Here is a 26,187-nt window from a genome sequence, read left to right on the forward strand (position 1 = left end):
TTTACTAATTTAATATAAGAAAAAATTAACTAAAAGAGTTATACTAGACTATAGAAGAAAAAATTTCAGGAGGAAAGCTGAAGCATGAGTAAATTATCACCATTTGAACAAGTTCAAGAGTTTCATGAAGTGTTTGGTAAGACGATAAAAAGAAAACCTCAGGCTTTAACTTCAGAAGAAGCTGTTACTCGGGCAAATTTTACAACGGAAGAGCTAATAGAATTTCTTTATGCCAGTGTAAAAGGTGATATCCCAAAATTCGAATCTTTAGTTTTAGAGTGGCAGAAAGCTGCTAAAGAAGCTATCGATAAAATAAAAGAGCAGCAAAAAGAAGTACACAGTCCGTTAATCGGTCAAGTAGATGCGTTGACTGATGCAAATTATTTCAATTATGGTTCTTTCGTTCTCTTGGGTATTGATCCTGATCCAATCTTCTCTATTGTGCATCAAGCAAATATGGGGAAAGTTTTTCCAGATGGTAAACCACGTTATCGAAAAACAGATGGAAAAGTAATGAAACCAGTTAGCTGGGAAAAAGAGTTTGCTCCTGAATCAAAAATTCGAACAGAAATTGAGCGACAAATAAATCAAGCAGATGAGGGAATAATATAAATGAAGACAGTTAAACAAATGATCCAAGAAACAGATTTAAACGAAGCTTTTTATCAAGCCGTTTTTGGAATTGAAAAAGAAGGATTAAGGGTTAAGTCGAATGGACAGCTTGCGCTGACGGATCACCCACATGAATTTGGGAATAGAAATTTCCATCCATATATTCAAACAGATTTTAGTGAATCGCAATTGGAATTGATTAGTCCTCCATTAGCTTCCATCAAGGAAAGTTACAATTGGATGGCGGCACTACATGACGTCGTACTTCAAACAATGCCTCTGGATGAATCAATTTGGCCGGTAAGTATGCCGATGGTCCTTCCGGATGAGTCTGTCATCCCTATTGCCAAGTTAGATAACAAAGAAGCAGTCAAGTATAGAGAAATCCTAACGCATAAATACGGCAAGAAAAAGCAAATGCTCAGTGGGGTACATTACAATTTTGAATTAGATGACCAGCTGATCGTACGATTATATGAATGCCAAACAGACTATTTAGATAAAAGCTCATTCAAATCTATGCTTTATCTGAAGTTAGCAAAAAATTTCCTGCGTTATAGATGGCTTTTAACTTATTTATTAGGTGCTTCTCCTAAAGTGGATGATTCTTTTTTTACAGATCAAGAAATACCAAAAGATTATGTTCGGAGTATCCGAAGCAGTCATTATGGATACGTCAACCAGCCAGAAGTAGCTGTTTCATTCAATTCAATTGAAGACTATGTTCACAGCTTACAAGCTATGGTAGAAAAAGGCTTTTTATCAGAAGAAAAGGAATTTTATTCAGCCGTTCGTCTTCGTGGAACGAATAATGCAGAAAAGTTATTGACTGAAGGTGTTTCTTACCTTGAACTACGCGGTTTTGACTTAAATCCTTTCGATCCGTTTGGTATGTCAAAACAAACGATAGAATTCATTCATCTTTTTTGCTTGTATATGATTTGGATGGATGAAACAGCTACTGTGGATGAAATTGAAATTGGAGAAGAAATGAGTCTAACGACGGCCATAGAAAATCCAGAACAAATTTCTAATTTCCAAGAAGAAGGTTTACAGCTATTAAAACAAATGGAAGAAATGCTTCAAGCAACAAATGGAGCTAAAGAAGCATACAACTGTATTCAAGAAGCTAAAAAACAAGTCATTGATCCTAAACTAACGGTTGCTGCTCGTATAATAAGCGGCATCGAAGAAAAAGGGTCATATATTGAATTTAGTCTAGCATTAGCTAAACAGTATAAAAAAGAAGCCGTTGAGAAGCCGTATAATTTAAGAGGATTTGAAAAGTTAGAAATGTCTACGCAACTATTAATAATGGATGCTTTTCAAAAGGGCATTCAAGTAGAAGTGTTAGATGAACAAGATCAATTTCTAAAATTAACGGTTGGCAAGCATATTGAATTCGTTAAAAATGGGAATATGACCTCTAAAGATACCTATATTGCACCACTTATCATGGAAAATAAAACAGTCACAAAGAAAATACTTGGTTCAGCAGGTTTTCATGTTCCAGCAGGGGAAGAGTATTCGACCTTGGCAGAAGGAAAAGCAGCGTTTTGGCGTTATGAACAAAAGCAAATCGTAGTCAAGCCTAAGTCAACCAATTATGGTATCGGCATCTCCATTTTTAAACAGTTGCCAAGTAGGGAAGATTATGAACAGGCTATTGAGATAGCTTTCAAAGAAGATACTGCTGTGTTGGTTGAAGAATATATACCTGGGACAGAATACCGGTTCTTTGTTTTGGATGGAAAAGTTCCAGCGATATTACTGAGAACGCCAGCTAATGTTGTTGGAGATGGTAAAAAGACCATAAAAGAATTGGTTGATAAAAAGAATGAAGATCCTTTGCGTGGTGAAGTAAAACACCATTCTCCGCTTGAAAGGATAGAATTAGGCGAAATCGAACAATTGATGCTAAAAGGACAAGGATATACAGTCGAAAGTATCCCTGAGACTGATACTGTCATTTATTTAAGAGAAAATTCAAATATTAGTACTGGTGGAGATTCCATAGATGTTACAGATGATATAGATGAAAGCTATAAGCAAGCAGCAATAGATATGTCTGAAATCATTGGTGCAAAAGTTAGTGGAATAGATTTGATCATTCCAGATCCAGCTATTTCAAGTACTAAAGAACATTTAGGGTACACAGTATTAGAAGCTAACTTTAATCCTGCAATGCATATGCATGCGTTTGTCTATAAAGGTAAAGGACGCCGCTTGACGATGGGGATTTTGAAAATGTTATTCCCAGAATTATGGGAAAAAGGTAAACTTAATAGATAAAAATAGCTTGCTTGAAAATAAATAGTTCGTAGAATTTAGAAAAAACAGGAATTATCAATTTAGACCAATTAGGGAGGGCTATATTAAGATGGAAAAAATGTATTTTGATCATGCCGCAACTAGTCCTATTCACCCAGAAGTTATTGAAGTCGTTTATGAAGCAATGAAAAATCATTATGGGAATGCATCAAGTATCCATAATTTTGGGAGAGACAGTCGTCGTATTGTTGATAATGCACGAGCAGTTTTTGCTAAAAGTATTGGAGCTAAACCGGGTGAAATTATTATTACTAGTGGTGGTACAGAATCTGATAACACTGCGATTATTGAAACAGCCTTAAAAAGACAACAAGATGGAAAACACATTATTACATCAGCTGTTGAACACCATGCTGTTTTGAAACCGATGGAATATCTAGAAAAACTGGGATTTGAAGTAACGTATTTGCCAGTAAATAAAAAAGGCCAAGTCGATCCTATGATGCTTGAAGAAGCATTAAGACCTGATACTATTTTAGTTTCTATCATGTATGCAAATAACGAAGTCGGTACCGTAATGGATATAGCTGGAATTGGCGCTGTCATTGAAAATAGTGAGTCTACAGCATACTTTCATACGGATGCTGTTCAAGCTTATGGGACAGAAGAAATCGATGTTAAAAGAGATCATATTGATTTATTGTCTATTTCAGGACATAAAATCAACGGACCTAAAGGAATTGGTTTTCTTTATGTCAATGAAGAAATCTCTCTGCCAAGCTTTATACTAGGCGGAGACCAAGAAAAAAAACGTCGAGCAGGAACAGAAAATATTCCTGCCATTGCTGGTTTACAAAAAGCAGTAGAAATCTTACAACTTCAAAGAGAAGAACGTCAAACAAGATACAATGAGTTAAGGATGCAACTCATTGAACGATTGACTCAAGCGGATATAGCATTCGAGGTAAACGAAAATTCCGGAAAGCAATTAGCCCATGTGGTTAGTTTGTGGTTCAAAAACGTATCTGCTGAACAATTGTTGATGAGCTTGGATCTAAATGGCATAGCCGTATCATCTGGTTCTGCATGTACGGCTGGAAATGTTGAACCAAGTCATGTTTTACTAGCTATGTATGGAGAAAAGAGTCCAATTGTTTCTGAAACAATTCGAATCAGTTTTGGCCTTGGAACGACTTCAGAACAGGTCGGTAATTTAGCAGCACATTTAATAAAAATCAGTTCAAGACTGAAAAAATAAACCAAAATAAAATAGATAAACTAATAGAGAGTCTGTGAAGTTTGCAGACTCTCTACTAGTTTTTGTAGAAAAAAGCATAAAAGCTATGGTATAGTAGAAATGAAAAGGGTTACGATTAAGTTAAAAGAAAAGTGAGGGAACGACATGGCATTTGAAAAAAAAGCAGCTTTACTTGGTTCCAATGAACAGTTTCAAGTAAATCCTAACGTAAAAAAATATACATTAAGAGATAATGGTTTTGAAGAAACAAAAAAAGGGAATTTTCAATTATCCCGTACGATGGATACCAATATGATAAATAATCAAGGTGTGAAATTGAAAATAGTAGTTTCAAATGAGTTAACTCAATTGAAACTATCAGTAACAACAGGTAACGGTTTGCGAACAGTAAATATCTATAGTGGAGATGCTTATAAAGAAATTCGTGAAAAAGTAGCGTTTACACTAGAAAATCTGGTGGAACGCGGCGTATTAGAAAAGGCATGATAAAATAAAAAAATTTGGTAGTCGAATAGAAAGGAGAGATGACTTACTATTGAGCATGTCTCCTTTTTGGTTTGAACAGCTTGATTTCTGACTAAAAGTTAGTATAATGATAGGGACTGGAAAAATACGACCTTCAAATCGTAAAGATTTTTCAGAATCTGTTTGAAATGATGGTGATGTAATGCAAGACAATAGCAAGACTCGTGTCGTGGTTGGCATGAGCGGTGGTGTTGACTCATCCGTTACAGCTTTAGTGTTAAAACAACAAGGCTATGACGTAGTGGGGATTTTTATGAAAAACTGGGATGACACAGATGAGTTTGGTGTTTGCACAGCGACAGAAGATTATAATGATGTTGCACTTGTAGCAAATCAAATTGGAATTCCGTATTATTCTATTAACTTTGAAAAGCAATATTGGGATAAAGTTTTTACCTACTTTTTAGAGGAATATAAAAAAGGGCGCACCCCTAATCCAGATGTTATGTGTAACAAAGAAATTAAATTTAAAGCTTTTTTAGATTATGCTGTTGAATTGGGAGCAGATTATGTAGCTACCGGCCATTACGCTCAAGTAGAACGTGATGAAAATGGTGTTACACATATGTTAAGAGGTTTAGATAATAATAAAGATCAAACCTACTTTTTAAATCAGTTATCTCAAGAGCAGTTAGCAAAAACCTTGTTTCCTCTTGGGGGCATGCAAAAACCTGAAGTGCGTAAGCTTGCTGAAGAAGCTGGCTTATCTACAGCTAATAAAAAAGATTCTACAGGTGTTTGTTTTATTGGAGAACGCGATTTTAAAAAATTCTTGATGTCTTATCTGCCGGCTCAACCGGGCAAAATGATGACGATCAATGGTGAAGAAAAAGGGCAACATGATGGATTAATGTATTACACGATTGGGCAACGCCAAGGACTAGGTATTGGTGGTGGCGGAGAATCAAGTGAGCCATGGTTTGTTGTTGGAAAAGATTTAGAATCAAACACTTTATACGTAGGGCAAGGTTTCAATCATGAATGGCTGCGAGCTACTCATTTAGACGCTTCTGATCTTCATTTTACAACGAATGAAGAAAAACCTCGTACATTCAAATGTACAGCGAAGTTCCGTTACCGACAAGCTGACATAGGTGTAACGGTTCACCTGAGCGAAGATGGAACGACAGCTACAGTTGAATTTGATGAGCCCGTACGAGCAATCACTCCAGGTCAAGCAGTTGTTTTTTACGATGGTATGGAATGTCTAGGCGGCGGTACGATTGATGCAGCTTATAATGAAACAAGAGAACTGCAATATGTTTAAAATTTAATATACTATTCAAAAAGCTAGGGTCAATTCCTAGCTTTTTGTTATACATAAGCACAACTAAGTAATTTAAATGAGGAAAATCTTGTATCAATAAAAATGGAAATCAATGACATCAGTAGAATCCTATAGAATTTTGGTGTAAAATAGATAAAGTTGCAATAAGGAGGAAATAAGTATGAATCGAAACCATGAGGCTTTTCAATTATGGGAAAAGGGCGAGTTTAATGAGGCCGTTCAGTTACTTATAGAAGAAATTAATAATGATCCTGCAAATAGCGATTGTTATTACAATTTAGCGAACATGTTTATTTTAGGAAAAAAATATGAAGATGCCAAAGCTATATTAGATACAGCAATTGAAAAGTTTCCTGAAGATCCTATTTTTATTTATGCCTTTGGAAATTTATATTATGAAATCGAGGATTATTCAACAGCGCTAAGCTATTTTAATCAAGTGATCAAATTCAATGAGACACGATTAAAAAAGGATGCTATGGTAATGATTGGACAAAATTATTTAGCATTAAATCAGACTAAAAAAGCATTAGTTTATTTTCTAAGTGCTTATGAAGAAGACAAACTAGATATAGCTTTAATTCTATTGATCGGGAATACTTTAATGCAATTAGGTTCATTTAAAGAAGCAAAAAGTTTTTTTGAATTAGGTATCGAACAAGCACCCCAGAATGATGAAGCTTGGTTTAAGTGTGGAGTAGTAGGGATGGCCTTAAAAGAAGAAGTTGATTCTCTTAAGAAGTACTTCGACAAAGCAAAGGAACTAGATCCTAAAAAATATGAGGAACGCACCAAACAATTACAAGCCATAGAGGTTATAATGAAAGATCAAAAAGAATGAATTTTTTGAACGCATAAGATAGAAAAGGTGGTGGCAGGAAAGTGGTTATGCAAGACAGTTTAGATTTATTTGCAGGAGACCCTCCCTATGTTGTAGGGCAAGTTACTGCAATCTTCTATCAAAATCCAACAAATTTCTATAAAGTAATTCTAGCACAAGTGGTCGATACAAATAGTTCCTTTACCGAAAAAGAGATTGTTATTACGGGAAGCTTTGGGCAAATTCAAGAAGATGAGACGTATCGCTTTTTTGGTCAATTGACGGACCATCCAAAATTTGGTATGCAATTTAATGCAGAACGCTACCGACAAGAGAAGCCCACTTCAGCAGAAGGCGTTATTGCCTATTTATCAAGCGACAAGTTTCCTGGAATAGGAAAAAAAACCGCTGAAACAATCGTCAAACTTTTAGGTGATGATGCAATCGATCAAATTAACGCAGATGAAACAGTTTTAGCTAAGGTTCCTGGATTGAATGACAAGAAAAAAGAAGTTATTGTTAATATGATACGTTCAAGTAATGGAATGGAAAAAATTATTATCGGGTTAAATGATTTTGGTTTTGGAAGCCGGTTAGCTTATACGATTTATCAAACGTACCAAGCAGAAACATTGGAGATCATTCAAGAAAATCCATACCAATTAATAGAAGATATTGATAATATTGGATTTAAAAAAGCGGATGTTATTGCAGAAAATTTAGGCTTTGCTGCAGATTCTCCAGGACGTATCCAAGCGGCTATTTTATTTTCAGTAAACGAGTTGTGTCTCGGTGAGGGCAATACGTATACATTAGCGGAGCCGTTATTAAATGAGACTGTAAAAGTTTTAGAAGAAAGCCGGGCGTTCATTATTGAACCGGATTTAGTAGCAAAAGAGTTATTAAATTTGATTGAAGAAAATAAATTAATTGAAGATAACCATAAAATATATATTAAATCACTGTATGCTGCTGAATGGGGAATTGCAACATCGGTAAAACGTTTAATGAAAAACAGCGAAAAAATTCAGTATCCAGCCCATAACATCCAAAAAGAAATTCGGAAAATGGAAAAAAGATTGGGCATCCAGTATGGGAATTCACAAACCGAAGCTATTGAAGAAGCTGTTGTTTCACCATTATTCATTTTGACCGGAGGACCAGGAACTGGTAAAACAACCGTATTAAATGGTATCGTGACCATGTTTGCAGAACTGAACGGCTTATCACTAGAAATAGATGATTACCAAGATAAGATTTTCCCTATTCTTTTAGCAGCCCCAACAGGACGCGCTGCTAAAAGGATGAATGAATCTACTGGGTTGCCTAGCAGCACGATTCATCGGCTTTTAGGGTTAAATGGCCAAGAAAAACCAACAGCGGAGCTCTCTGATAGAGAATTAGAAGGTGGATTGTTGATCGTAGATGAGATGTCGATGGTGGATACATGGCTTGCTAATCAATTGTTAAGAGCTGTACCACAAAATATGCAAGTTATATTTGTAGGAGATAAAGATCAATTACCTTCCGTTGGTCCAGGTCAGGTATTACACGACATGATCAAAGCAAAACAAATTCCTAGCAGAGAGTTGACCGAAATTTATCGACAAGATGATGGTTCTTCCATTATTTCTTTAGCTCATGCAATAAAAAAAGGGAAATTGCCTACTGATTTCACTGAGAATAAAAAAGATCGTTCATTTTTTCAATGCAATACTTATCAAATTGAACCTGTTATTCGTCGAGTGGTAGAAAAAGCTAAAGAAAAAGGGTTTACTGCCCAAGATATTCAAGTTTTGGCACCGATGTACAGAGGTCCAGCTGGGATAGATGCGTTAAATAAAATGATGCAGGAAATCTTTAATCCCAATCCTTCAGGCAAACGAAAAGAAGTTAAATTTAATGAAAAAAGTTACCGTATTGGGGATAAAGTACTACAGTTAGTAAATTATCCAGAAATGAACGTGTTTAATGGAGATATGGGAGAAATTGTTGGGATCAAGCTAGCCAAGGAAACAGATGATAAAGTAGATGAGATCGTGATCCAATTTGATGCTAATGAAGTTGTCTATAAACGCAATGAATGGATGAAAATCACTTTAGCTTATTGTTGTTCTATCCATAAATCTCAAGGATCAGAGTTTAAAATGGTTATTTTACCAATGGTGCAAAATTATCATCGTATGTTGAGACGCGATTTACTTTACACTGCGATCACAAGAAGCAGCGAACTGCTCATTTTATGTGGTGAGCCTTATGCTTTTGAGGAATGTGTAGCAAAATCCTCAGCGACCAGGTTAACAACATTGACAGAACGTCTATTAGAAGGTGAAAAACAACAAATTGAATTAGTTGTAAAACCAGTCTCTAATAAAGAAAAAACAGCAATTGAAGCTAAAGAAATACAAATAGCTGACGTTACCGTTGAGAAGGAATCACCTAACAAAAAAATTGAAGCGATTGATGCAAACGAGCAAAAAAATTATCGTCTGACAATCGATATGATCCAATCTAATGCAGTTGATCCAATGATCGGTATGGAAGGCATTGTACCGAGTTTATAAAAAATTATACAAAATAAAAAAACTTCAGAAGATCGATCTTTTGAAGTTTTTTTATTTTGTATAATCGTAATTAATGAAGCGTTATAAATGTCTAATATCGGTTAAATCCAAAAATATCGTGGACTAGTTTTGAGTTGGAAATCAATGGGTTGATAAACTAATTCCTCACCATCTGCGTTGGAGTCAATCGTATAAGTAGTTTTAAGCGAGATAGTTTCAGCTTGATAATAATAGACATCTTTATGATCTAAATGTTTTCCTCCAAAGATCATTAAAGTAAAAAGGTAAAGAAGATTAAAAAAAGAACGTTTAGGTAGAATAATTAAATCTAGTTTCCCATCTAATTGAGATGCTTTTGGTGAAACGGGTATACCGCCGCCAAAATAAGGGTGGCTATTTATAATAACTAAAAAAGCATCTTCAAATAGTTTTATTTTTTCATCCGCAGTAATGGTTAAGGGAAAAGCAGCTTGTTTAAAAAAAACTTGAATCAAACTAGCAAAATAAACAAGAGAACCTAAACTTAGCTTGTTCAAAAGAACTTTTGATGGCGAATGGTTTGCTTTTTTAACCACTGCGGCATCGAAGCCTATGCCAACATTATTTGCAGCAAATCCTTTAATCTGTTGGTTGTGATCATAATATTGAATGATATCTAATTTTTTTGCATGTTTGGCAGTTAAAATTTGTTCTAAAGCCTTCACAGGATCTTTTGAGATACCCGCTCCACGTGCAAAATCATTGCCAGAACCTGCTGGGATAAATCCTACCGGAATATGGGCAAACTGTTCTCCTAAACCTGTAAGAACTTCATGCAAAGTGCCGTCTCCGCCAATAACAATGATCAGGTGAGTTAAAGGTAGATTTTGGCTGATATCTTGAGCTAAAGATTTAGTTAATTCTATCGTGTGGCCAGGATAAGTTGATTTATGTAATTGGAAGGGCAAATTCTTATCTGCTAGCAGTTTTCTGATTTTTTTGGCAACTTTTTTTCCTTTTCCAGAACCTGAAAGTTCATTTATTATGAGGTGATATTTTTCTATAGTAGACATGAATACTCCTTTAAACTGCTATTTTCTATTAGTGTTCATTTCTTATTATAGAACAAATGAAAATTAAATTTTCATAAAATTTATGAGAAAAAAATAAAACTATGCCTTAATCCAGTTTGAAGTGTTAGAATAAACAAGGATTTTGTTTCGAGATGTTTCAGGACTTAGGAAGGAAGAACGTTTATGAAGAAAAAAGTATTATCAAATAAATACGCATTAGGAGCACTTGATATTCTTTATATCATTGTCGGCTCATTTATCGCTGCTGTTGCATTTAACGTTTTTCTGCTGCCGAATGTAATTGTTTCAGGTGGTATCAGTGGGGTTAGTACCATTACAAGTAGTGTATTCAGTTGGGATCCGTCTGTCGTGCAACTGGCTTTTAATATACCGTTGCTTTTAATTTGTTTTATCTTTTTAGGAAAAGAGGCAGGCTATAAAACTATTTTAGGAAGTTTGATTTTGCCGGCATTTATCGGCATGCTTAATTTTATGGAACCCTGGACAGATGCTCCTTTACTGGCAGCTTTATTTGGCGGAGTCGTAACAGGTATTGGGTTAGGTATTGTATTCAGAGCAAAAGCGTCAACTGGTGGGACAAGCATCATAGCTCAAATCATTCATGAGCACTTAAGATTACCTTTAGGGATGAGTGTAGCCATAATAGACGGATTAGTGATCGTATGTGCCTTGCTCGTTTTTGATAGTGAGGTTGTTATGTATTCCATTATATCCCTTTTCGTTATTAGTCGCACGATAGACGTTGTTCAAGTAGGATTTAATCATTCTAAGACTGTCATGATCATTTCTGAATATCCAGTTGAAGTGAAACAAGCAATTTTTAATACGATCAATCGTGGGGTAACCAACCTAGGTATTAAAGGTGGATATGGAAATTCGGATAGAGAAATGTTGATGTGTGTTGTTGCAGAACAAGAATTTACGCTTTTAAAAGATGCGATTTTAGATGTAGACGAAAATGCCTTTGTAGTTGTGATGAGTGCAAGTGAAGTATGGGGTCGTGGATTTACTTTAGCTAAAGAAAAAAAAATTATTTAGAAGTTATCAGTAAAAATAGTACTATAATTTATTGACAATTGAGACGTATTCTCCTATAATTTAGACGTACTGAGGATAAATTAATGTAATCACTTGTTTAAAGAAAAGTTTTCCAAGGCTGAGAGAAAGCTAACAATATTATAGAAATGCTCCCTTAATAAAATAGTAGAAATACTATCGTTTCTCACGTTATCGAGACTTAAGAGGTAATGAACTGTCGAATGGCATCATTGCAAACAAGGTGGTACCGCGAATTTTTCGTCCTTGTCTGGCAATGCTGTTGTTGGACTTTTTTTGTACTTATTTTTACAACTACCAGATTTAAATTTGAAAGGAAGAATATGATGAAAAAATTACCAAGTAACGAAGTTCGTCAATTATTTTTAGATTTTTTTGAATCAAAAGGACACAAAGTTGAGCCAAGTGCGTCACTAGTTCCTTTTGAAGATCCAACATTACTATGGATAAATTCCGGAGTAGCAACACTGAAAAAATATTTTGATGGATCTGTGGTTCCCGAAAATCCTAGAATTACAAATGCACAAAAAAGTATTCGTACTAATGATATTGAAAATGTTGGGAAAACGGCTCGCCACCATACGTTATTTGAAATGCTTGGAAATTTTTCGATCGGTGAGTATTTTAAAGAAGAAGCAATCGAGTGGGCATGGGAATTTTTAACAGGAGAGAAGTGGTTAGATTTAGATCCTGAAAAATTATATGTGACCGTTTATCCTGAAGATAAAGAAGCTAAAAAGATTTGGCAAGAAAAAATCGGTTTAACTAGTGACCATATAGTAGAAGTGGCCGACAATTTTTGGGATATCGGTGCCGGTCCAAGCGGTCCAGATTCTGAAATTTTTTATGATCGTGGTGAAGCATTTAATGACTTGGCTGAAAATGATCCGGAAAATTATCCAGGAGGAGAAAATGAACGTTGGTTGGAAATTTGGAATTTAGTTTTCTCTGAATTCAATCACAAACCTGATGGTACTTATGAACCATTACCCAATAAAAATATTGATACAGGTATGGGATTGGAACGTGTCGTCTCTATTTTACAAGGTGCACCAACAAACTTTGAAACGGACTTATTTATGCCAATCATCGAAAAAGTGCAGTCATTGAGCAAAACTAAAAAATATGGCGAAAATGCAACAGATGATATTTCATTTAAAGTTATTGCAGATCATGTTCGCGCTGTAAGCTTTGCTATCGGTGATGGTGCTTTGCCTTCTAATGAAGGACGCGGGTATGTATTGCGTCGCTTATTGCGTCGTGCTGTCATGCATGGTAAAAAATTAGGTATCGATGAAGCCTTTATGTTTAAACTGGTTCCTATTGTCGGAAACATAATGAACAGCCATTATCCTGAAATTCTGGGACAAGAAGAATTTATCGTTAAAGTCATCAAAAATGAAGAAGAACGATTCCATGAAACAATCAATGATGGATTAACTATTTTAAATGAGCGAATCAGCGAATTAAAAACAAAAGGTGAAAAAAGAATTGCAGGATCTGACATTTTCAAATTGTATGATACTTATGGATTTCCAGTTGAATTGACGGAAGAATTTGCACATGAGGAAGGTCTTGAAGTGGACCATGAAGGATTCGAAATAGAAATGACAGCTCAAAGAGATCGTGCTCGTGCAGCTCGTGGCACTGGAAAATCAATGGGTGTTCAAACAAAATTATTCTCAGATTTAAAAGAAGAGAGTCGGTTTGTAGGGTACGATAAAACAGCTGAAATCGGCACTTTAACAGTTATTGCAACGGATGAAGAACTCGTAAAGGCAGCACAACCAGGGGAACACGTCCGCTTAATTTTTGACCAAACGCCATTTTACGCTGAAATGGGTGGGCAAATTGCCGATAAAGGTGTGGTCAAAGACACTGCAGGTAATATTGTAGCAAATGTACTAGATGTTAAGAGAGCTCCAGCAGGGCAACCATTGCATGTAGTAGAAGTACTTGAGACGCTAACGGTTGGAAAAACCTACAAGCTAGAAGTTGATAAAGTTTTAAGAAATAAAATAACTAGAAATCACACGGCTACTCATTTATTGCATCAGTCATTAAAAGATATTTTAGGCGAACATGCAAATCAAGCAGGTTCATCAGTAACTCAGAATTATTTACGTTTTGACTTTACACATTTTGGTCAAATCACACGAAAAGAATTAGATGAAATGGAACAAATCGTAAATGAAAAAATATGGGAATCTATCCCAGTCGTTACAGTAGAAACAAATATCGCTAAAGCTAAAGAAATGGGTGCAATGGCATTATTCGGCGAAAAATATGGTGATTTAGTCCGTGTTGTAAATGTCGGCGACTATTCGATAGAATTATGTGGTGGTGTTCATGTCAATAATACGAGTGAAATCGGCATCTTTAAGATTATTTCTGAATCAGGAATAGGGGCTGGCGTTCGTAGAATTGAAGCTGTAACTAGTGAAGCTGCTTATAAGTTGCTGCAAATAGAACAAAGAATTTTGAACGAAGTAGCTGAATTAGTAAAAGCTCAACAAACACAAGATGTTTCTCTAAAAGTGCAACAATTGCAAAGTGAATTAAAAGAGGTTCAAAAAGAAAATGAATCAGTACAAGCAAAACTAGCAAATGACCAAGCTGGCGATATCTTCAATAATATACAAGAAATTAATGGTGTAACAATTGTCGCTGCTGAAGTTGATGTGAAAGATATGAATCAACTGCGTCAATTAGCAGATCAATGGAAAAATAAAGCAATTTCAAATGTTTTAGCATTAGGTTTTTCAAATGAAGGAAAAGTTAATTTGTTGACGGCTATTGATCCTGAAACAATCAAAAAAGGATTTAAAGCTGGCGATCTGATCAAAACGATTGCTCCGCTCGTTGGCGGTGGAGGTGGTGGACGTCCTGATATGGCTCAAGCAGGCGGCAAGAATCCAGCAGGTTTAAAAGATGCATTAGCTAAAGTTCCAGAATGGGTCAATGAAAAGAAATAAGCTTACTGAAGATGGAAAGATCTAGATAAAAGTGGCTCTACGTCAAATGGTGTGGATGAGCTAAATTTAGTTGGAAATAACGTCTTGTTTAAGCAGCGTGAGAGAATCTTCTCGCGCTGCTTTTTTTTGCTCTGATTTGTCAAATTAAGCTAGACAAAATATCTTCACTCATGTAACTCAAAAATACTTCCAATGGTGTTTGATACTTCAATGATTTTCTTGGAATATTATTTCTCTTGTCTGCAACGGAGGAAACAAACGATTGGTCGACTTGATTAAAGTCCATTTCTTTTGGTAAGCCATCTTTTCGTAGCAAACCATTCGAATTTTCATTCAAAGCGCGTTGTGAAGGTGTTCCAGGATCTGCGAAATAAATAGCAACATCATGTTGGTTGCATATTGATTTCCAGTTAGAAAATTCTTTTCCACAATCAAACGTTATGGAGTGGAATAAATTTCTTGGAATGACTTGAAACCAGCGATTCATAGCTAGTTCAATATCACTGGCCTTGCGTCCCTTGGGTTTCAAGGTAATAATGACTTTCGACAAACGTTCCACTAACGTTATGACCGCACTTTTATGTTGGACACCTACAATGGTGTCACCTTCTATATGGCCAAATTCTTTATTGAATTGAGGGTAGTCTTTCTCTCTTTCTGCGATATTCCGCTTGAAAGCTTGTTTTCCTCGACGTTCTTTATGACCATTTGGCTTTCTTTTACCCTTCATTGGGAGTGTCGTTTCATCAAAGATTTTTTCTTTGAATTGGCGGTAAAGGGTACGGACAGAACACTTAATGGGCTCTTCCGCCCGACCGATAATGACATCAGGAGTCCAACCTTGAGCGACTTTATCTTTAATGTAGGCCTGTTGTTGCTTTGGGAGAACGATTCTGTGACGCCCACAATGTTTTTTATTTTCCTTATACTGTTGGTAATACTCAAGGGCCGTATGGCCTTCTTTTAAGAAGTTAATGACGGCATAAATGGGTGTACGAGTTCGGTTTAAATAGATGGCTATTTTGGCAACTGAGATATTTTGGTGGTAATAAGATTCTATCATCACTAGCTCATCCGTGGTAAGATGTGTGTAGGTCATTCGTGATCACTCCTATGTCTTCTTTTGTCGGAAATACATTTTGAGTGTACCACGAATGGCTTTTTTATTTGTCTAGCTTAATTTTACAATCGGCGTGCTTTAAAACTAATCAAAATACGACATCTAAAGTTCTGAAAATTCCGATAACCATAAGCAACCCGTTTGATGACTTTTATTTTATTGATTGACCCTTCTAAAGCACCGTTAGAATAGGGATACATAAAAGTATGTTTTATCCTAGGCAAGTGTTTACGCAGGGTTTTAAGGGCAGTCTGCATAAAAGGAGATAACTCTTTAGGAGAAGCCTTAAGTACAAGGTTTTTAAACCCTTTATAGTCATTTTTTTTAGAATAATAAAGAAGATTTTGATACAAATCATACGTCGCTTTAAGAGTCTCGTCGAGCGTAAGTAGGTAGTCGATGATTTCTGTATTCGGTAAAGGTTTTTTAAAGAGTCGTTGATAGCGGTAATCCTTAAAATTTAAGTCGTCTGAATCCTTTAACAGGAGTTGCCAGTACCTTTTAAATTTTCTGTAATTCTTTAAATCTTCTGAATTAGAGGTATGGAATTGTTTCATTGTTTGAACTCTGGTTTGATTCAACGAGCGTGATATCAACTGAACGATATGGAAACGGTCAATGATCACTTTAGCATTAGGAAAGAGATCTTTAACTAATGTAAAGTAGGCCGCGTTCATGTCTACGACAATCGTTTTTACGTTCATCCTCGTCTTATAGGGATAGCGAAGAAAGTGACGGCGTAAAGCTAGTAGCAGCCGAGTTGGCAAGATATCGATTGGTTCATGTGTGTCTGCATTCGAATAAATAAAGCTCATTTTTCCTTCGACGTTTTTAACGGATTGAAATTCATCGAAAGAGAGGTGTTGCGGCAAGGATTTGAAGGTATTTTTAACAGACTGATTGAGTTGTTTCAAGACTCTGTCTACAGTGGTAGGAGAAACAAAATGCCGTTTAGACAGGTCTTTTATAGAAATAGTGTCGGCTAATTCAACCGCGATAGACTGTTTGACCCGTTTAGCGATGAAGCAACCTTCTTCAATTTCAGGAGAACGTGCAACAAAGGTAACACCGCATGCTCTACAAAGAAACCGCTGCTTCTTTAATCGAATAGACGTTGCATAATGAGTCGAACTGACCCATTTAACCCTAGAGGTTAAATACCCATTCTTTACAATAGAGTAGGCGTGGTTCTTCATCCCACAACACTCACAGTGAGTGGGTTTGTACGTTAAAGTGGCATAGAAAACTTTTGATCTGAACCCTTTGATTCGTTTCTCCTCGCAAAATTTTTCATCAAAAAAGATATTTTTATCTTTTAAATCAAGTGCAGTTCGGATACAATTATTATGAGACATATGAATTTTCCTTTCTAGTGGGTTGTCGTGACTTTATTCTAACTGGAAAATTCATTTGTTTCTATTTTTTTATAAAAAAATAGGTGCGAATGAATTTCTTCATCCACACCAAAAATTATACAGCCATAAAAGTCTAGGTCTTTTTTTTTTTTTTTTTTGGAAATAAAAAAATCTAATCTTCATTTCTGATAATCATTGTAGTTTGAAGTGCTTTCTTGTAAAATAAGAGTAGACGTTACAGAAATTGAGGTGTAGGCCATGAGTTCAACAGATGAAACAGTACGTTTTAATGTTGGTGACAACAGTGAAAAAAGTGTCAAAGAAACTTTGGAATTAGTTTATGATGCTTTAGAAGAAAAGGGATACAATCCGATCAATCAAATCGTTGGCTACTTGCTTTCAGGAGATCCTGCTTATATTCCACGTCATAAAGATGCTCGGAATCTAATCAGACGCCATGAACGTGATGAAATCGTTGAAGAGATTGTAAAGACTTATTTGAAAGAGAGTGGACCTAAAGCTTAATGAGAACAATGGGATTAGATGTCGGTTCCAAGACTGTTGGTGTAGCAGTTAGTGATCCATTTGGCTGGACAGCACAGGGAATTGAAATCGTTAAAATTAATGAAATACAAGAAGAATATGGGGTAGATCGTATTGGCGAATTGATCAACAGTTATGAAGTTACAAAAGTAGTGATCGGTTTACCTAAAAATATGAATAATTCTATCGGTCCCCGAGCAGAAGCTTCTCTACGGTATGCCGAATTGATCAAAGAAACGTTTAAATTACCGGTAATTTTGCAAGATGAGCGGTTAACGACTGTTCAAGCTGAAAGAATGCTCATAGAAGAAGGCAATACGTCTAGGGCTAAGAGAAAAAAAGTGATCGATAAGTTGGCTGCAGTTATAATTCTTCAAAATTATTTGAATCAAAATCAAAACTAGTAATTCAATAGATAGTGCGCTAAAATAGTAAAGAAACGTATTTCATATTAAAGGAGTGTTGACCAATGTCACATGACCACAATCACGACCATAATAACGATTATGAACATGACCACGATCATGAACATGACCACGATCATGAACATATTACCCTAGTAGATGAACAAGGTAATGAACAATTATACGAAATTTTATTTACATTCGATTCAGATGACTATGGCAAATCTTATGTTTTTGTTTACCCTGCTGGTGCTAGTGAAGGAGAAGAAGTTGAACTTGAAGTTTACTCATTCATTGAAACAGACACAGGAGAACAAGGCGAATTAAAACCAATTGAAACTGAAGAAGAATGGGATATGGTTGAAGAAGTATTAAATACATTCTTAGCAGATGAAGAAGAATAGTCTGGCTATTTAAACTGTATAACAATAAGTAAGATATATGAAAAGCTGACAAATTTAATTTGTTAGCTTTTTTTTGTTCTCATAAACTATGATATCATGTATAATGATACAAGTTAGTGTCATAGTTGAAACGAAACAATCAAGGAAAACCTTGGTATAGTTAGGAGGGTCGCTTCTTGTCAAAAAGAAAAAAGAACAACCAGATAAAAAATCAAAAAGAAGAAAAAATCAATTTTACTGGTGAAGCAAGTGAAAGACAAAAAGAAAAAACCCTAGTTAAGAAAATAGTCCTTAGCATTATAGCCGCATTTATTCTACTGTTAGTCCTTTTTGGTGTAATAGGGTATCAATATGTTACCACATCCTTAGAACCGCTAGATAGAGAGAATAAAACGGAATTAGTAGTCGAGATTCCAACAGGTTCTAGTTCTAAAGATATTGCACGAATTTTACAAGATAAGGGTGTCATTAAAAGTGCCATTGTATTTAGTTATTATATTCGTTTAAATAATGAAACAGGATTTCAAGCTGGAGACTATGAGTTTTCGCCGTCGATGTCTCTTGATTCAATTATTGACCAACTTCAAAAAGGTGGAACAATTGCCGAATATGAAGGAACTAAAATATTAGTTAAAGAAGGTACTACGATCGATCAAATTGGTGATGATATTGCAGGGAATACAGAATACAGCAAAAAAGACTTCTTAGCTGTTATTCAAAATAAAGTCTTTCTGAAAGAAATGGAAACAAAATTTCCTGAATTATTAACTTCCGCTTTAAAAGCTGAAGATACTAGATACACTTTAGAGGGCTATTTATTTCCTGCAACTTATGACTTTCCTGAAGAAATGCCGATAGAAGAATTGGTTGAAAATATGATTAGTAAAATGGATGAAGTTATGCAAGAATTTTATCCTGAAATAACAGAGTCAAAAAAAACAGTACATGATATTTTAACGTTATCCTCATTAGTTGAACGTGAAGGGTCTACATCAGAAGATCGCAAATTAATTGCTGGAGTTTTTTATAATCGTTTAGATATCGCTATGCCTTTACAAACCGATGTTGCTGTTCTTTATGCATTGGAAGAACATAAAGAATATGTAACAAATAATGATGTTACGGTCGAGTCTCCTTATAATTTATACAAGCATCCAGGTTTTGGCCCGGGACCTGTTAACAACCCTAGTGCTGATGCAATAAATGCAACCGTCGAACCTACCGAATCAAAGTATCTTTATTTCTTAGCAGATTTAGAAACTGAAAAAGTGTACTATTCCGAAACTTATCAGCAACATCTTGAGTATCAAGCAGAATATATTAATCAATAAAGAGATTTTAATGAATGAAAAAAAGGCATTGAATCAAATGATTCAATGCTTTTCACAAGAAAAGAGGAATAAGTATGACGAACAAAAAAAGACCAATAGTGATTGGTGTTACTGGTGGATCGGGTAGTGGGAAAACTAGTGTGAGTCGTGCAATCTACAATCAATTTGCAGGTCATTCTATTTTAATGCTGGAACAAGATTTTTATTATAAAGATCAAAATGAATTATCATTCGATGAGCGTTTAAAAACAAATTATGACCACCCATTTGCATTTGATACAGATTTACTTATTAAGCACTTAGAAGATTTAATCGATTATAAATCGATCAAAAAACCGGTTTATGATTATGCTGCACATACAAGAAGCAAAGATATTATTATACAAGAACCTAAAGAAGTTATCATACTTGAAGGCATCTTAATTCTAGAGGATGTACGATTAAGAAAATTAATGGATATAAAAGTATATGTAGATACAGATGACGACATACGAATTATTCGACGTATCAAGCGGGATATAGAAGAACGAGGCCGGACGTTGAATTCAGTTATTGATCAGTACTTAAACGTAGTAAAACCTATGCATCATCAATTCGTGGAACCTTCTAAAAAATATGCAGATATCATCATTCCAGAAGGTGAAACTAATCAAGTGGCTATCGATTTGATGACAACTAAAATTAGAAGTATATTAGTTTGAAAAATGATTTTACCAAACAATTAAGTTTTTTAAAATAACTAAATAACAATAAAAAGATGATAGTCAAATTAAAAATTTGAGTGAATTAGACCTTTTTGTTTACAAACGAAAGACAACATGGTATCTTGTCAATGTTGAAAATATAATTACGCTTTCAACTAAAATAATGAAAGCAAGAATCAGATATGATTCTAAAAAGGAGACCGTATTTAAATGATTGAGAAAGTATATCCAATGACCTTAGAAGGCAAAAAAAAGTTAGAAGAAGAATTAGAGTATCTTAAAACAGTTAAACGAAAAGATATCGTAGAAAGAATTAAAATCGCTCGTAGCTTTGGAGATTTATCTGAAAATTCTGAATATGAGTCAGCAAAGGATGAGCAAGCTTTTGTTGAAGGAAGAGTGACCACCATCGAGAATATGTTGCGTTTTTCTGAGATTATTGATAACTCAAAAACGGCATCAGATGAAGTTTCATTAGGCAGAAAAGTAAGCTTCATTGAGTTACCTAATGGAGACGAAGAAGAATACACGATTGTTGGTAGTGCCGAAGCTGATCCATTTAAAGGCTTGATTTCGAATGACTCACCGATTGCAAAAGCCTTAATGGGCAAAAAAGTAGGCAGTGAAGTAACCTTTTCTACGCCAGGTGGAGACATGTTAGTCAAAATCACAGAAATCAGCTAGATGAATTATTTTTTTTAATGAAGAAGCTGGGACATAAATCCAAGCCTCATCGCATATCTAACTATTGATCCTAAAGGGACTTCTAAAAGTTGCATCGTCGATAAATTTCTTGAGGAGTAAGATCTGCTTGCAGCCATATAAAGGACCTAATGCGAATGACAAAGCTTTAACGCTTTAGCAATTAAGTAAGCTTCGTTTGGAGCTTGAAAGTCTGAATCCTCTCTTGTAGGCTTCAGACGGTTCAATGGTTCTGCACAAGAAAATCCGTTATTCCAGAAAAAATTTCTTTTAAAGGATCAACACCATTTTGTAAACAACCAATATATAACAAAAGAAGAGTCTGTTCATCAGTTTCCTGATAAGGTGCTGACCCCTAAAAGTTAGAGTTTTTATTATTCAGCTGATTGGCTGGTTTGAATTCGGTATTCTACCGGACTTAAGCCAGCCAATTTTGCTTTTGATCGAACATGATTATACCATTCGATATATTCTTCAATTCTTGATTTCAATTCCTCATAACTGACTAATTTCTCCCCATGATACATTTCTTGTTTTAGGATGCCGAAGAAATTTTCTATTGCCGCATTATCTGCACAAGTCGCCTTGCGAGACATACTCTGAAAAACGTTATTTTTCTTTAGTGTTTTGACCCAATGATTATGCTGATACTGCCAACCTTGATCAGAATGAAGAGTGGTACGAACCGTGGCGTATTCTTTAAGCATGCCGATGGCTTCTTCTAAAGGTTTCATCACTAAGTCCAGGATAGGTCGTTTATTTATTCCATAAGCTATCACTTCACTATTAAATAGATCTAGAATAGGACTAAGGTAGAGCTTTTCTCCGCCTGTACATTTAAACTCTGTCACGTCGGTGACGAGCTTCTGTAAAGTGATGGATGTAGAGAAGCGTCTATTTAACTTATTCTTGGCAATAGTGCCTACTTTTCCTTTATAAGAGTTATATTTCCGAGATTTTCTAATAAATTTAACACACTTCAAACCCATTTCTTTCATGAGACGATAAACTTTCTTGTGATTGACACTATAACCTAGTTTCTTCAGTTCATTTGTAATGCGTTTGTATCCAAATCGCTCTTTGAACTGAAAGAAAAGTTGTTCAATCTGTTCTTTTAGTCGCTGATTACTATCTATTTTTTTTAATTGCTTTACGTAATAGTGATAGGTTGACTCTGGAATACCCACCACCAGAAGGATATCTTTTAGTTTGAATCCTTCTTCTTTAAGTTCGTATGCCACTGCTGCTTGTGCTTTTCGAGAAAGACGTCGGGATTCTTCTGAAAAGCTTTCAACTTTTTTAAATAGGCATTCTCCAATTGCAGTAGTTCAATTTCTCGTTCTAATTCTTGTCTAGAACAATCTGCTGATGTGCCTGGTTTCAGTTGCTGTTTTTTTGGTTTTTTAGTCATTGAAGGACGCCCCTTTGGGTGTGGTTTTAGGCCTTCAATTCCCTTGCCTTGGAAAGCTTGATTCCAATTTGCGATAAGGGAAGGATTATTCATGCCGAAGGTAATGGCTGTATCTGAATAAGAAGTGCCTGTCTGTTTTATAAAGTGTAATACATCTACCTTAAATTGAACAGAGTAAGCTGCTTTCGTCTGTTTCCTTTTTAAACCGTCCAAACCAAGTTTTCGGTATGCCTTTACCCAATTATTAAGGGGAGTTGTAGAGGAAAGAGCATATTTCTTCGCTAGTAATTGAAAGCCCAAAGGGCCGTTTAGATACTCTTGAACAACTTGTAACTTAAATTCTTCACTATATTTTGTCATAAAAACAACCCCCAAAAGTTTAGATTTCACTCTAACTTTTGGGGGTCGCTACCTAAACAGACCCTTTTTCTTATTCTCAGCTTGTTATGTCTTAGCCACCTTATTTTTTGAATATACGTCTTTAGTCTTAGCTGGAGTTCATGCTAAAGAACATTACATTATAGATTAAAAAAGGTATACTGAACAAAAGAAGGTGTACATGGGGGGCTTAATAGACATGAAGAATAATTGGAGATGGTTCTTAGTAATTGAATCACTTTTAGTAATAGTAGCATTATACCAACTTATTAATAATCTATTCATATTAGGGCTCTTTGCTATTGGGTGCTGGTTAATATATTTAGGTCGAAAACACCAAGAAAGGAAAAAAAGGGCCTATTTAGTTATTGGAATTTTTTCGACAGTTTTTGCTTTAATGTCTCTCGGTGGTTTTTGGTATATGTCAATAGTGGCCATTATTTTCTTTTATATGAATTATGGGAAATTATTTTCTGGAATGGACACGTTTAATTTTCAACAAGCACCCTGGAATGAAAAAGAAATTATCGTTGTAGAGACGACAGACCGCTTACCCAAAAATGCTAAACGGTTTAAAAGAAATTGGTTTGGTAATGAAAGGATAGGGAGTTCGATTTACGAATGGGACGATATTAATTTTTCGATTTTCATGGGCGATACGATCATTGATTTAGGCAATACCATTTTACCTAAAACGGAAAGTCATATTGTTATCCGAAAAGGATTCGGGAAAACACGTATTTTAGTACCAACTGGAATAGGTTTAATGGTAGAACATAGCGCTATTAAAGGTAAAATTTTATTTGAGGAACAATGTTATATCTTGGAAAATGAATCCATTAAAATGTATAGTAATCATTATGAAAACCAAGCTAGAACTTTAAAAATAATAACAAATGTATTAGTAGGAGATTTAGAGGTGATCACAATATGAAACAAAAAGCAATCAGATCACTTTTTTTTACTAGTAGTATACTTGTTTTTCTCTTACTTTTTATTACGATGGCTAGCTATAGTTATGCAGCTTCTCCACAAAGCTGGTATTTAGATATCTTCACGGCACGTTTTATATATATCCCTTTTATTTGGTATTTATTGGCTACCTCAGTAGCGATTGGTCTAGCCGTAACATTGGGTGCGTATTATGTGAATAAACGTCAGTGGCAGCAAATTGAGGAGACACTTCAGACTCTTGTTAAAGGAGATTATTCAAAGAATCTATTTGATCAACTGCTTGATAAAAATAATGATGACTATTTTCTCTCAGATGAATTAAAAAGAACACTCGTTGATATTCGAGAAAAATTGATTGCATTAGCAAATGAAGTTCAAATAAATAGCAATAAAACATCTAACTCAATAAATGGACAGACTAAAGAGGAAATATTAGTGTCTGAGCGTCATAGATTAGCCCGTGAGCTTCATGACTCTGTCAGTCAACAACTCTTTGCTGCTATGATGATGTTGTCTGCTTTGAATGAACAAATGGATGGATCAAATGAAACTTTACAAAGACAGGTAAAATTGATAGAATCCATTGTGAATGAAGCTCAATCAGAAATGCGAGCCCTTCTGCTTCATTTAAGACCGGTCAATTTAGAAGGCAAGTCATTAAAAAAAGGAATTGAACAACTTTTAAATGAAATGAGCACAAAAATCCAAATTGAATTAAAATGGGATATCGAAGATGTTTCGTTGATGAATGGAATAGAAGATCATCTTTTCCGTATAGTTCAAGAGCTCCTTTCTAATACATTACGTCATTCAAAAGCAAAAGGATTAGAAGTTTATCTTCATGTCATTGATCAATCTGTGCTGTTAAGAGTGATAGATGATGGAATTGGATTTAATACTACTGAGAACAAAGCTGGAAATTATGGTTTGCAGAATATTAATGAACGTGTAATCGGTATGGGAGGAACCTGTAAAATCATTAGCTTTAAAAATAAGGGAACAAGTGTGGAAATAAAGATACCGATTATGGACACGATTGAAAAAGGGGGAGTTATGGTATGATTAAAGTATTATTAGTTGATGATCATGAAATGGTTCGGTTAGGGGTCTCATCCTATTTGTCTATCCAAACTGATATAGAGGTCATAGGAGAAGCAGAAAACGGAAAAATCGGCTATGAGAAAGCTATGGAGTTACGTCCAGATGTTATATTGATGGATCTAGTAATGGATGTGATGGATGGGATCGAGTCAACAAAAGCAATCATGAAAGATTGGCCGGAAGCGAAAATAGTTATTGTGACAAGTTTTATTGATGATGAAAAAGTTTATCCTGCACTGGAAGCAGGAGCCGCTAGCTATATCCTGAAAACTTCTACAGCGAGTACGATTGCTAATGCAATACGGTCTACATATAATGGTGAAATCATTCTTGAACCTGAGGTGACAGGTAAAATGATGGAACGTCTGACAAAAAAACAACCGCACCAATTACATGATGATCTAACGAATCGTGAACATGAGATTCTAATGTTGATTGCTCAAGGTTATTCCAATCAGGAAATTGCAGATGCACTTTTTATCACTCTCAAAACAGTTAAAACGCATGTTTCAAATATTTTAGCTAAACTAGAAGTAGAAGATAGAACACAAGCGACTATATATGCGTTTAAGCATCACCTTATTGAATAAAGTAAAATAAAAATTAAATAAAATGGATTTTAAAAAATAGAGTAAAAGAAAAGCTGGTGATGAGATGAAGAAAAATTTTGCGATTATTGGGTTAGGGCGTTTTGGTGGCAGCATTTGCCGGACGCTAGTTGAAAGCGGACATGATGTATTGGCAATCGATTCTAATGAAGATAGAGTAAATGAATACATGAATATTGCTACACATGCAGTATTAGCAAACGCTCAAGATGAAAATGTTTTGCGTTCATTAGGTATTCGAAATTTTGACCATGTTATAATAGCAATTGGTGAAGATATACAAGCAAGCATATTGACTACACTAATGATCAAAGAAATGGGTAACCCATATATCACAGCTAAGGCACAAAACGAGTACCACGGAAAAGTGCTAGAAAAAATAGGCGCAGATTACGTCGTCCATCCTGAAAGAGATATGGGGATCCGAATTGGACATCATTTGGTTTCAAGAAATGTAGTAGATTATTTGGAGTTATCAGATAAGTATTCATTAGTTGAACTTAAAGTAACAAATCCAAAATTCTTTAATAAAACGCTTTTTGAATTAGATTTTAGACAGCGCTTTGGGCTGAATGTTATCGGCATTCGAAGAGGGCAAGAGATGATTATTTCCCCTGCTGCTGATGCTGTCATCAAGGTGGATGATACATTAATGATTGTTGGTGGCAACAAAGAAATCAATTGGCTAGAAAACCAAATGCCTTAAGAGCAACTTATTTAAAGTAGGTCC

The 26,187-nt window shown here is 35.2% G+C and carries 24 protein-coding genes; 19 read left to right on the forward strand and 5 right to left on the reverse strand.

What is annotated here, in order from left to right; translation table 11 throughout:
• The first annotated feature begins 84 nt into the window (after positions 1–84).
• From BR50_RS09845 to recD2, 7 genes are all read left to right on the forward strand, one after another.
• The gene (locus tag BR50_RS09845) at positions 85–612 is read left to right on the forward strand and encodes a pyrophosphohydrolase domain-containing protein (protein ID WP_034548320.1); all 528 of its coding nucleotides are present in this window, start codon (positions 85–87) and stop codon (positions 610–612) included.
• The gene (gene gshAB / locus BR50_RS09850; RefSeq protein WP_034548323.1) at positions 613–2,904 is read left to right on the forward strand and encodes a bifunctional glutamate--cysteine ligase GshA/glutathione synthetase GshB; all 2,292 of its coding nucleotides are present in this window, start codon (positions 613–615) and stop codon (positions 2,902–2,904) included.
• Positions 2,905–2,992: 88 nt separating this feature from the next.
• Complete coding sequence (locus BR50_RS09855) at positions 2,993–4,141, forward strand: cysteine desulfurase family protein (RefSeq protein WP_034548326.1); 1,149 nt, start codon at positions 2,993–2,995, stop codon at positions 4,139–4,141.
• A gap of 144 nt (positions 4,142–4,285) precedes the next feature.
• A complete protein-coding gene (locus tag BR50_RS09860; RefSeq protein WP_034548329.1) occupies positions 4,286–4,627 on the forward strand; it encodes a cysteine desulfurase in 342 nt (113 codons plus the stop codon).
• 181 nt (positions 4,628–4,808) lie between these two features.
• The gene (gene mnmA / locus BR50_RS09865; protein ID WP_034548331.1) at positions 4,809–5,933 is read left to right on the forward strand and encodes a tRNA 2-thiouridine(34) synthase MnmA; all 1,125 of its coding nucleotides are present in this window, start codon (positions 4,809–4,811) and stop codon (positions 5,931–5,933) included.
• 181 nt (positions 5,934–6,114) lie between these two features.
• Positions 6,115–6,795: a tetratricopeptide repeat protein gene (locus tag BR50_RS09870; RefSeq protein ID WP_034548333.1), complete on the forward strand. Its 681-nt coding sequence runs from the start codon at positions 6,115–6,117 to the stop codon at positions 6,793–6,795.
• 47 nt (positions 6,796–6,842) lie between these two features.
• Positions 6,843–9,338 carry an SF1B family DNA helicase RecD2 gene (gene recD2 / locus BR50_RS09875; protein WP_034549143.1) on the forward strand — a complete coding sequence of 832 codons (2,496 nt, stop codon included), beginning with the start codon at positions 6,843–6,845 and terminating at the stop codon, positions 9,336–9,338.
• A gap of 101 nt (positions 9,339–9,439) precedes the next feature.
• Here the strand turns inward: recD2 and BR50_RS09880 are convergent, their stop codons facing one another.
• Positions 9,440–10,390, reverse strand: coding sequence for a diacylglycerol/lipid kinase family protein (locus tag BR50_RS09880; protein ID WP_051905786.1), 951 nt, complete (start codon positions 10,388–10,390; stop codon positions 9,440–9,442).
• A 183-nt stretch (positions 10,391–10,573) separates the two neighbouring features.
• On the opposite strand from BR50_RS09880, the gene BR50_RS09885 reads away from it, so the two are divergent.
• Together BR50_RS09885 and alaS are read left to right on the forward strand one after the other, a co-directional pair.
• Positions 10,574–11,449 (forward strand): YitT family protein, encoded by an 876-nt coding sequence (locus BR50_RS09885; protein ID WP_034548336.1) that lies wholly within the window; start codon positions 10,574–10,576, stop codon positions 11,447–11,449.
• Between the two features lie 344 nt (positions 11,450–11,793).
• The gene (gene alaS / locus BR50_RS09890) at positions 11,794–14,442 is read left to right on the forward strand and encodes an alanine--tRNA ligase (RefSeq protein ID WP_034548339.1); all 2,649 of its coding nucleotides are present in this window, start codon (positions 11,794–11,796) and stop codon (positions 14,440–14,442) included.
• Between the two features lie 139 nt (positions 14,443–14,581).
• On the opposite strand, the gene BR50_RS09895 is transcribed toward alaS, so the two are convergent.
• On the reverse strand, positions 14,582–15,541 hold the full coding sequence (locus BR50_RS09895) for an IS30 family transposase (protein ID WP_034547073.1): 960 nt from the start codon (positions 15,539–15,541) through the stop codon (positions 14,582–14,584).
• Between the two features lie 83 nt (positions 15,542–15,624).
• Positions 15,625–16,917: an ISL3 family transposase gene (locus BR50_RS09900; RefSeq protein ID WP_034547075.1), complete on the reverse strand. Its 1,293-nt coding sequence runs from the start codon at positions 16,915–16,917 to the stop codon at positions 15,625–15,627.
• Between the two features lie 258 nt (positions 16,918–17,175).
• Here BR50_RS09900 and BR50_RS09905 point away from each other — a divergent pair, with 258 nt between their 5' ends.
• The 6 genes from BR50_RS09905 to greA all read left to right on the forward strand — a co-directional run bounded on the left by BR50_RS09905 (position 17,176) and on the right by greA (position 20,987).
• A complete protein-coding gene (locus BR50_RS09905; protein ID WP_034548343.1) occupies positions 17,176–17,442 on the forward strand; it encodes an IreB family regulatory phosphoprotein in 267 nt (88 codons plus the stop codon).
• Positions 17,442–17,864 carry a Holliday junction resolvase RuvX gene (ruvX, locus tag BR50_RS09910; RefSeq protein ID WP_034548346.1) on the forward strand — a complete coding sequence of 141 codons (423 nt, stop codon included), beginning with the start codon at positions 17,442–17,444 and terminating at the stop codon, positions 17,862–17,864. Before BR50_RS09905 ends, ruvX begins: the two co-directional genes overlap by 1 nt.
• A 65-nt stretch (positions 17,865–17,929) precedes the next feature.
• On the forward strand, positions 17,930–18,268 hold the full coding sequence (locus BR50_RS09915; protein ID WP_034548349.1) for a DUF1292 domain-containing protein: 339 nt from the start codon (positions 17,930–17,932) through the stop codon (positions 18,266–18,268).
• A gap of 176 nt (positions 18,269–18,444) precedes the next feature.
• A complete protein-coding gene (gene mltG, locus BR50_RS09920; RefSeq protein WP_034548352.1) occupies positions 18,445–19,599 on the forward strand; it encodes an endolytic transglycosylase MltG in 1,155 nt (384 codons plus the stop codon).
• Positions 19,600–19,673: 74 nt separating this feature from the next.
• On the forward strand, positions 19,674–20,300 hold the full coding sequence (gene udk / locus BR50_RS09925; protein WP_034548355.1) for a uridine kinase: 627 nt from the start codon (positions 19,674–19,676) through the stop codon (positions 20,298–20,300).
• Positions 20,301–20,513: 213 nt separating this feature from the next.
• Positions 20,514–20,987: a transcription elongation factor GreA gene (greA, locus tag BR50_RS09930; RefSeq protein WP_034548358.1), complete on the forward strand. Its 474-nt coding sequence runs from the start codon at positions 20,514–20,516 to the stop codon at positions 20,985–20,987.
• A gap of 392 nt (positions 20,988–21,379) precedes the next feature.
• On the opposite strand, the gene BR50_RS09935 is transcribed toward greA, so the two are convergent.
• Together BR50_RS09935 and BR50_RS09940 are read right to left on the reverse strand one after the other, a co-directional pair.
• Complete coding sequence (locus tag BR50_RS09935; RefSeq protein WP_081884465.1) at positions 21,380–22,246, reverse strand: IS3 family transposase; 867 nt, start codon at positions 22,244–22,246, stop codon at positions 21,380–21,382.
• Positions 22,210–22,776: a helix-turn-helix domain-containing protein gene (locus BR50_RS09940; protein WP_034548361.1), complete on the reverse strand. Its 567-nt coding sequence runs from the start codon at positions 22,774–22,776 to the stop codon at positions 22,210–22,212. The genes BR50_RS09935 and BR50_RS09940 overlap by 37 nt, the downstream gene beginning before the upstream one ends.
• A gap of 217 nt (positions 22,777–22,993) precedes the next feature.
• Here BR50_RS09940 and liaF point away from each other — a divergent pair, with 217 nt between their 5' ends.
• From liaF to BR50_RS09960, 4 genes are all read left to right on the forward strand, one after another.
• Positions 22,994–23,728 (forward strand): cell wall-active antibiotics response protein LiaF, encoded by a 735-nt coding sequence (gene liaF, locus BR50_RS09945; RefSeq protein ID WP_034549147.1) that lies wholly within the window; start codon positions 22,994–22,996, stop codon positions 23,726–23,728.
• A complete protein-coding gene (locus BR50_RS09950) occupies positions 23,725–24,810 on the forward strand; it encodes a sensor histidine kinase (RefSeq protein WP_034548364.1) in 1,086 nt (361 codons plus the stop codon). Before liaF ends, BR50_RS09950 begins: the two co-directional genes overlap by 4 nt.
• Positions 24,807–25,439 carry a response regulator gene (locus BR50_RS09955; RefSeq protein ID WP_034548367.1) on the forward strand — a complete coding sequence of 211 codons (633 nt, stop codon included), beginning with the start codon at positions 24,807–24,809 and terminating at the stop codon, positions 25,437–25,439. The genes BR50_RS09950 and BR50_RS09955 overlap by 4 nt, the downstream gene beginning before the upstream one ends.
• Before the next feature lie 64 nt (positions 25,440–25,503).
• The gene (locus tag BR50_RS09960) at positions 25,504–26,163 is read left to right on the forward strand and encodes a potassium channel family protein (protein ID WP_034548370.1); all 660 of its coding nucleotides are present in this window, start codon (positions 25,504–25,506) and stop codon (positions 26,161–26,163) included.
• The last annotated feature ends 24 nt before the right edge of the window (positions 26,164–26,187 follow it).

Origin of the sequence: Carnobacterium alterfunditum DSM 5972 (genome assembly GCF_000744115.1) — a bacterium.
In the GTDB taxonomy this organism is placed as follows: domain Bacteria; phylum Bacillota; class Bacilli; order Lactobacillales; family Carnobacteriaceae; genus Carnobacterium_B; species Carnobacterium_B alterfunditum.

Bases quoted from the DNA above. Each gene is read 5' to 3' on its own strand.
- BR50_RS09950 (WP_034548364.1), top strand. From the start codon at position 23,725: ATGAAACAAAAAGCAATCAGATCACTTTTTTTTACTAGTAGTATACTT.
- greA (WP_034548358.1), top strand. From the start codon at position 20,514: ATGATTGAGAAAGTATATCCAATGACCTTAGAAGGCAAAAAAAAGTTA.
- ruvX (WP_034548346.1), top strand. From the start codon at position 17,442: ATGAGAACAATGGGATTAGATGTCGGTTCCAAGACTGTTGGTGTAGCA.
- BR50_RS09885 (WP_034548336.1), top strand. From the start codon at position 10,574: ATGAAGAAAAAAGTATTATCAAATAAATACGCATTAGGAGCACTTGAT.
- alaS (WP_034548339.1), top strand. From the start codon at position 11,794: ATGAAAAAATTACCAAGTAACGAAGTTCGTCAATTATTTTTAGATTTT.
- BR50_RS09860 (WP_034548329.1), top strand. From the start codon at position 4,286: ATGGCATTTGAAAAAAAAGCAGCTTTACTTGGTTCCAATGAACAGTTT.
- BR50_RS09880 (WP_051905786.1), bottom strand. From the start codon at position 10,390: ATGTCTACTATAGAAAAATATCACCTCATAATAAATGAACTTTCAGGT.
- BR50_RS09940 (WP_034548361.1), bottom strand. From the start codon at position 22,776: ATGACAAAATATAGTGAAGAATTTAAGTTACAAGTTGTTCAAGAGTAT.
- gshAB (WP_034548323.1), top strand. From the start codon at position 613: ATGAAGACAGTTAAACAAATGATCCAAGAAACAGATTTAAACGAAGCT.
- BR50_RS09915 (WP_034548349.1), top strand. From the start codon at position 17,930: ATGTCACATGACCACAATCACGACCATAATAACGATTATGAACATGAC.
- BR50_RS09905 (WP_034548343.1), top strand. From the start codon at position 17,176: ATGAGTTCAACAGATGAAACAGTACGTTTTAATGTTGGTGACAACAGT.
- BR50_RS09895 (WP_034547073.1), bottom strand. From the start codon at position 15,541: ATGACCTACACACATCTTACCACGGATGAGCTAGTGATGATAGAATCT.
- BR50_RS09855 (WP_034548326.1), top strand. From the start codon at position 2,993: ATGGAAAAAATGTATTTTGATCATGCCGCAACTAGTCCTATTCACCCA.
- liaF (WP_034549147.1), top strand. From the start codon at position 22,994: ATGAAGAATAATTGGAGATGGTTCTTAGTAATTGAATCACTTTTAGTA.
- BR50_RS09900 (WP_034547075.1), bottom strand. From the start codon at position 16,917: ATGTCTCATAATAATTGTATCCGAACTGCACTTGATTTAAAAGATAAA.
- BR50_RS09870 (WP_034548333.1), top strand. From the start codon at position 6,115: ATGAATCGAAACCATGAGGCTTTTCAATTATGGGAAAAGGGCGAGTTT.
- recD2 (WP_034549143.1), top strand. From the start codon at position 6,843: ATGCAAGACAGTTTAGATTTATTTGCAGGAGACCCTCCCTATGTTGTA.
- udk (WP_034548355.1), top strand. From the start codon at position 19,674: ATGACGAACAAAAAAAGACCAATAGTGATTGGTGTTACTGGTGGATCG.
- BR50_RS09960 (WP_034548370.1), top strand. From the start codon at position 25,504: ATGAAGAAAAATTTTGCGATTATTGGGTTAGGGCGTTTTGGTGGCAGC.
- BR50_RS09955 (WP_034548367.1), top strand. From the start codon at position 24,807: ATGATTAAAGTATTATTAGTTGATGATCATGAAATGGTTCGGTTAGGG.
- BR50_RS09845 (WP_034548320.1), top strand. From the start codon at position 85: ATGAGTAAATTATCACCATTTGAACAAGTTCAAGAGTTTCATGAAGTG.
- mnmA (WP_034548331.1), top strand. From the start codon at position 4,809: ATGCAAGACAATAGCAAGACTCGTGTCGTGGTTGGCATGAGCGGTGGT.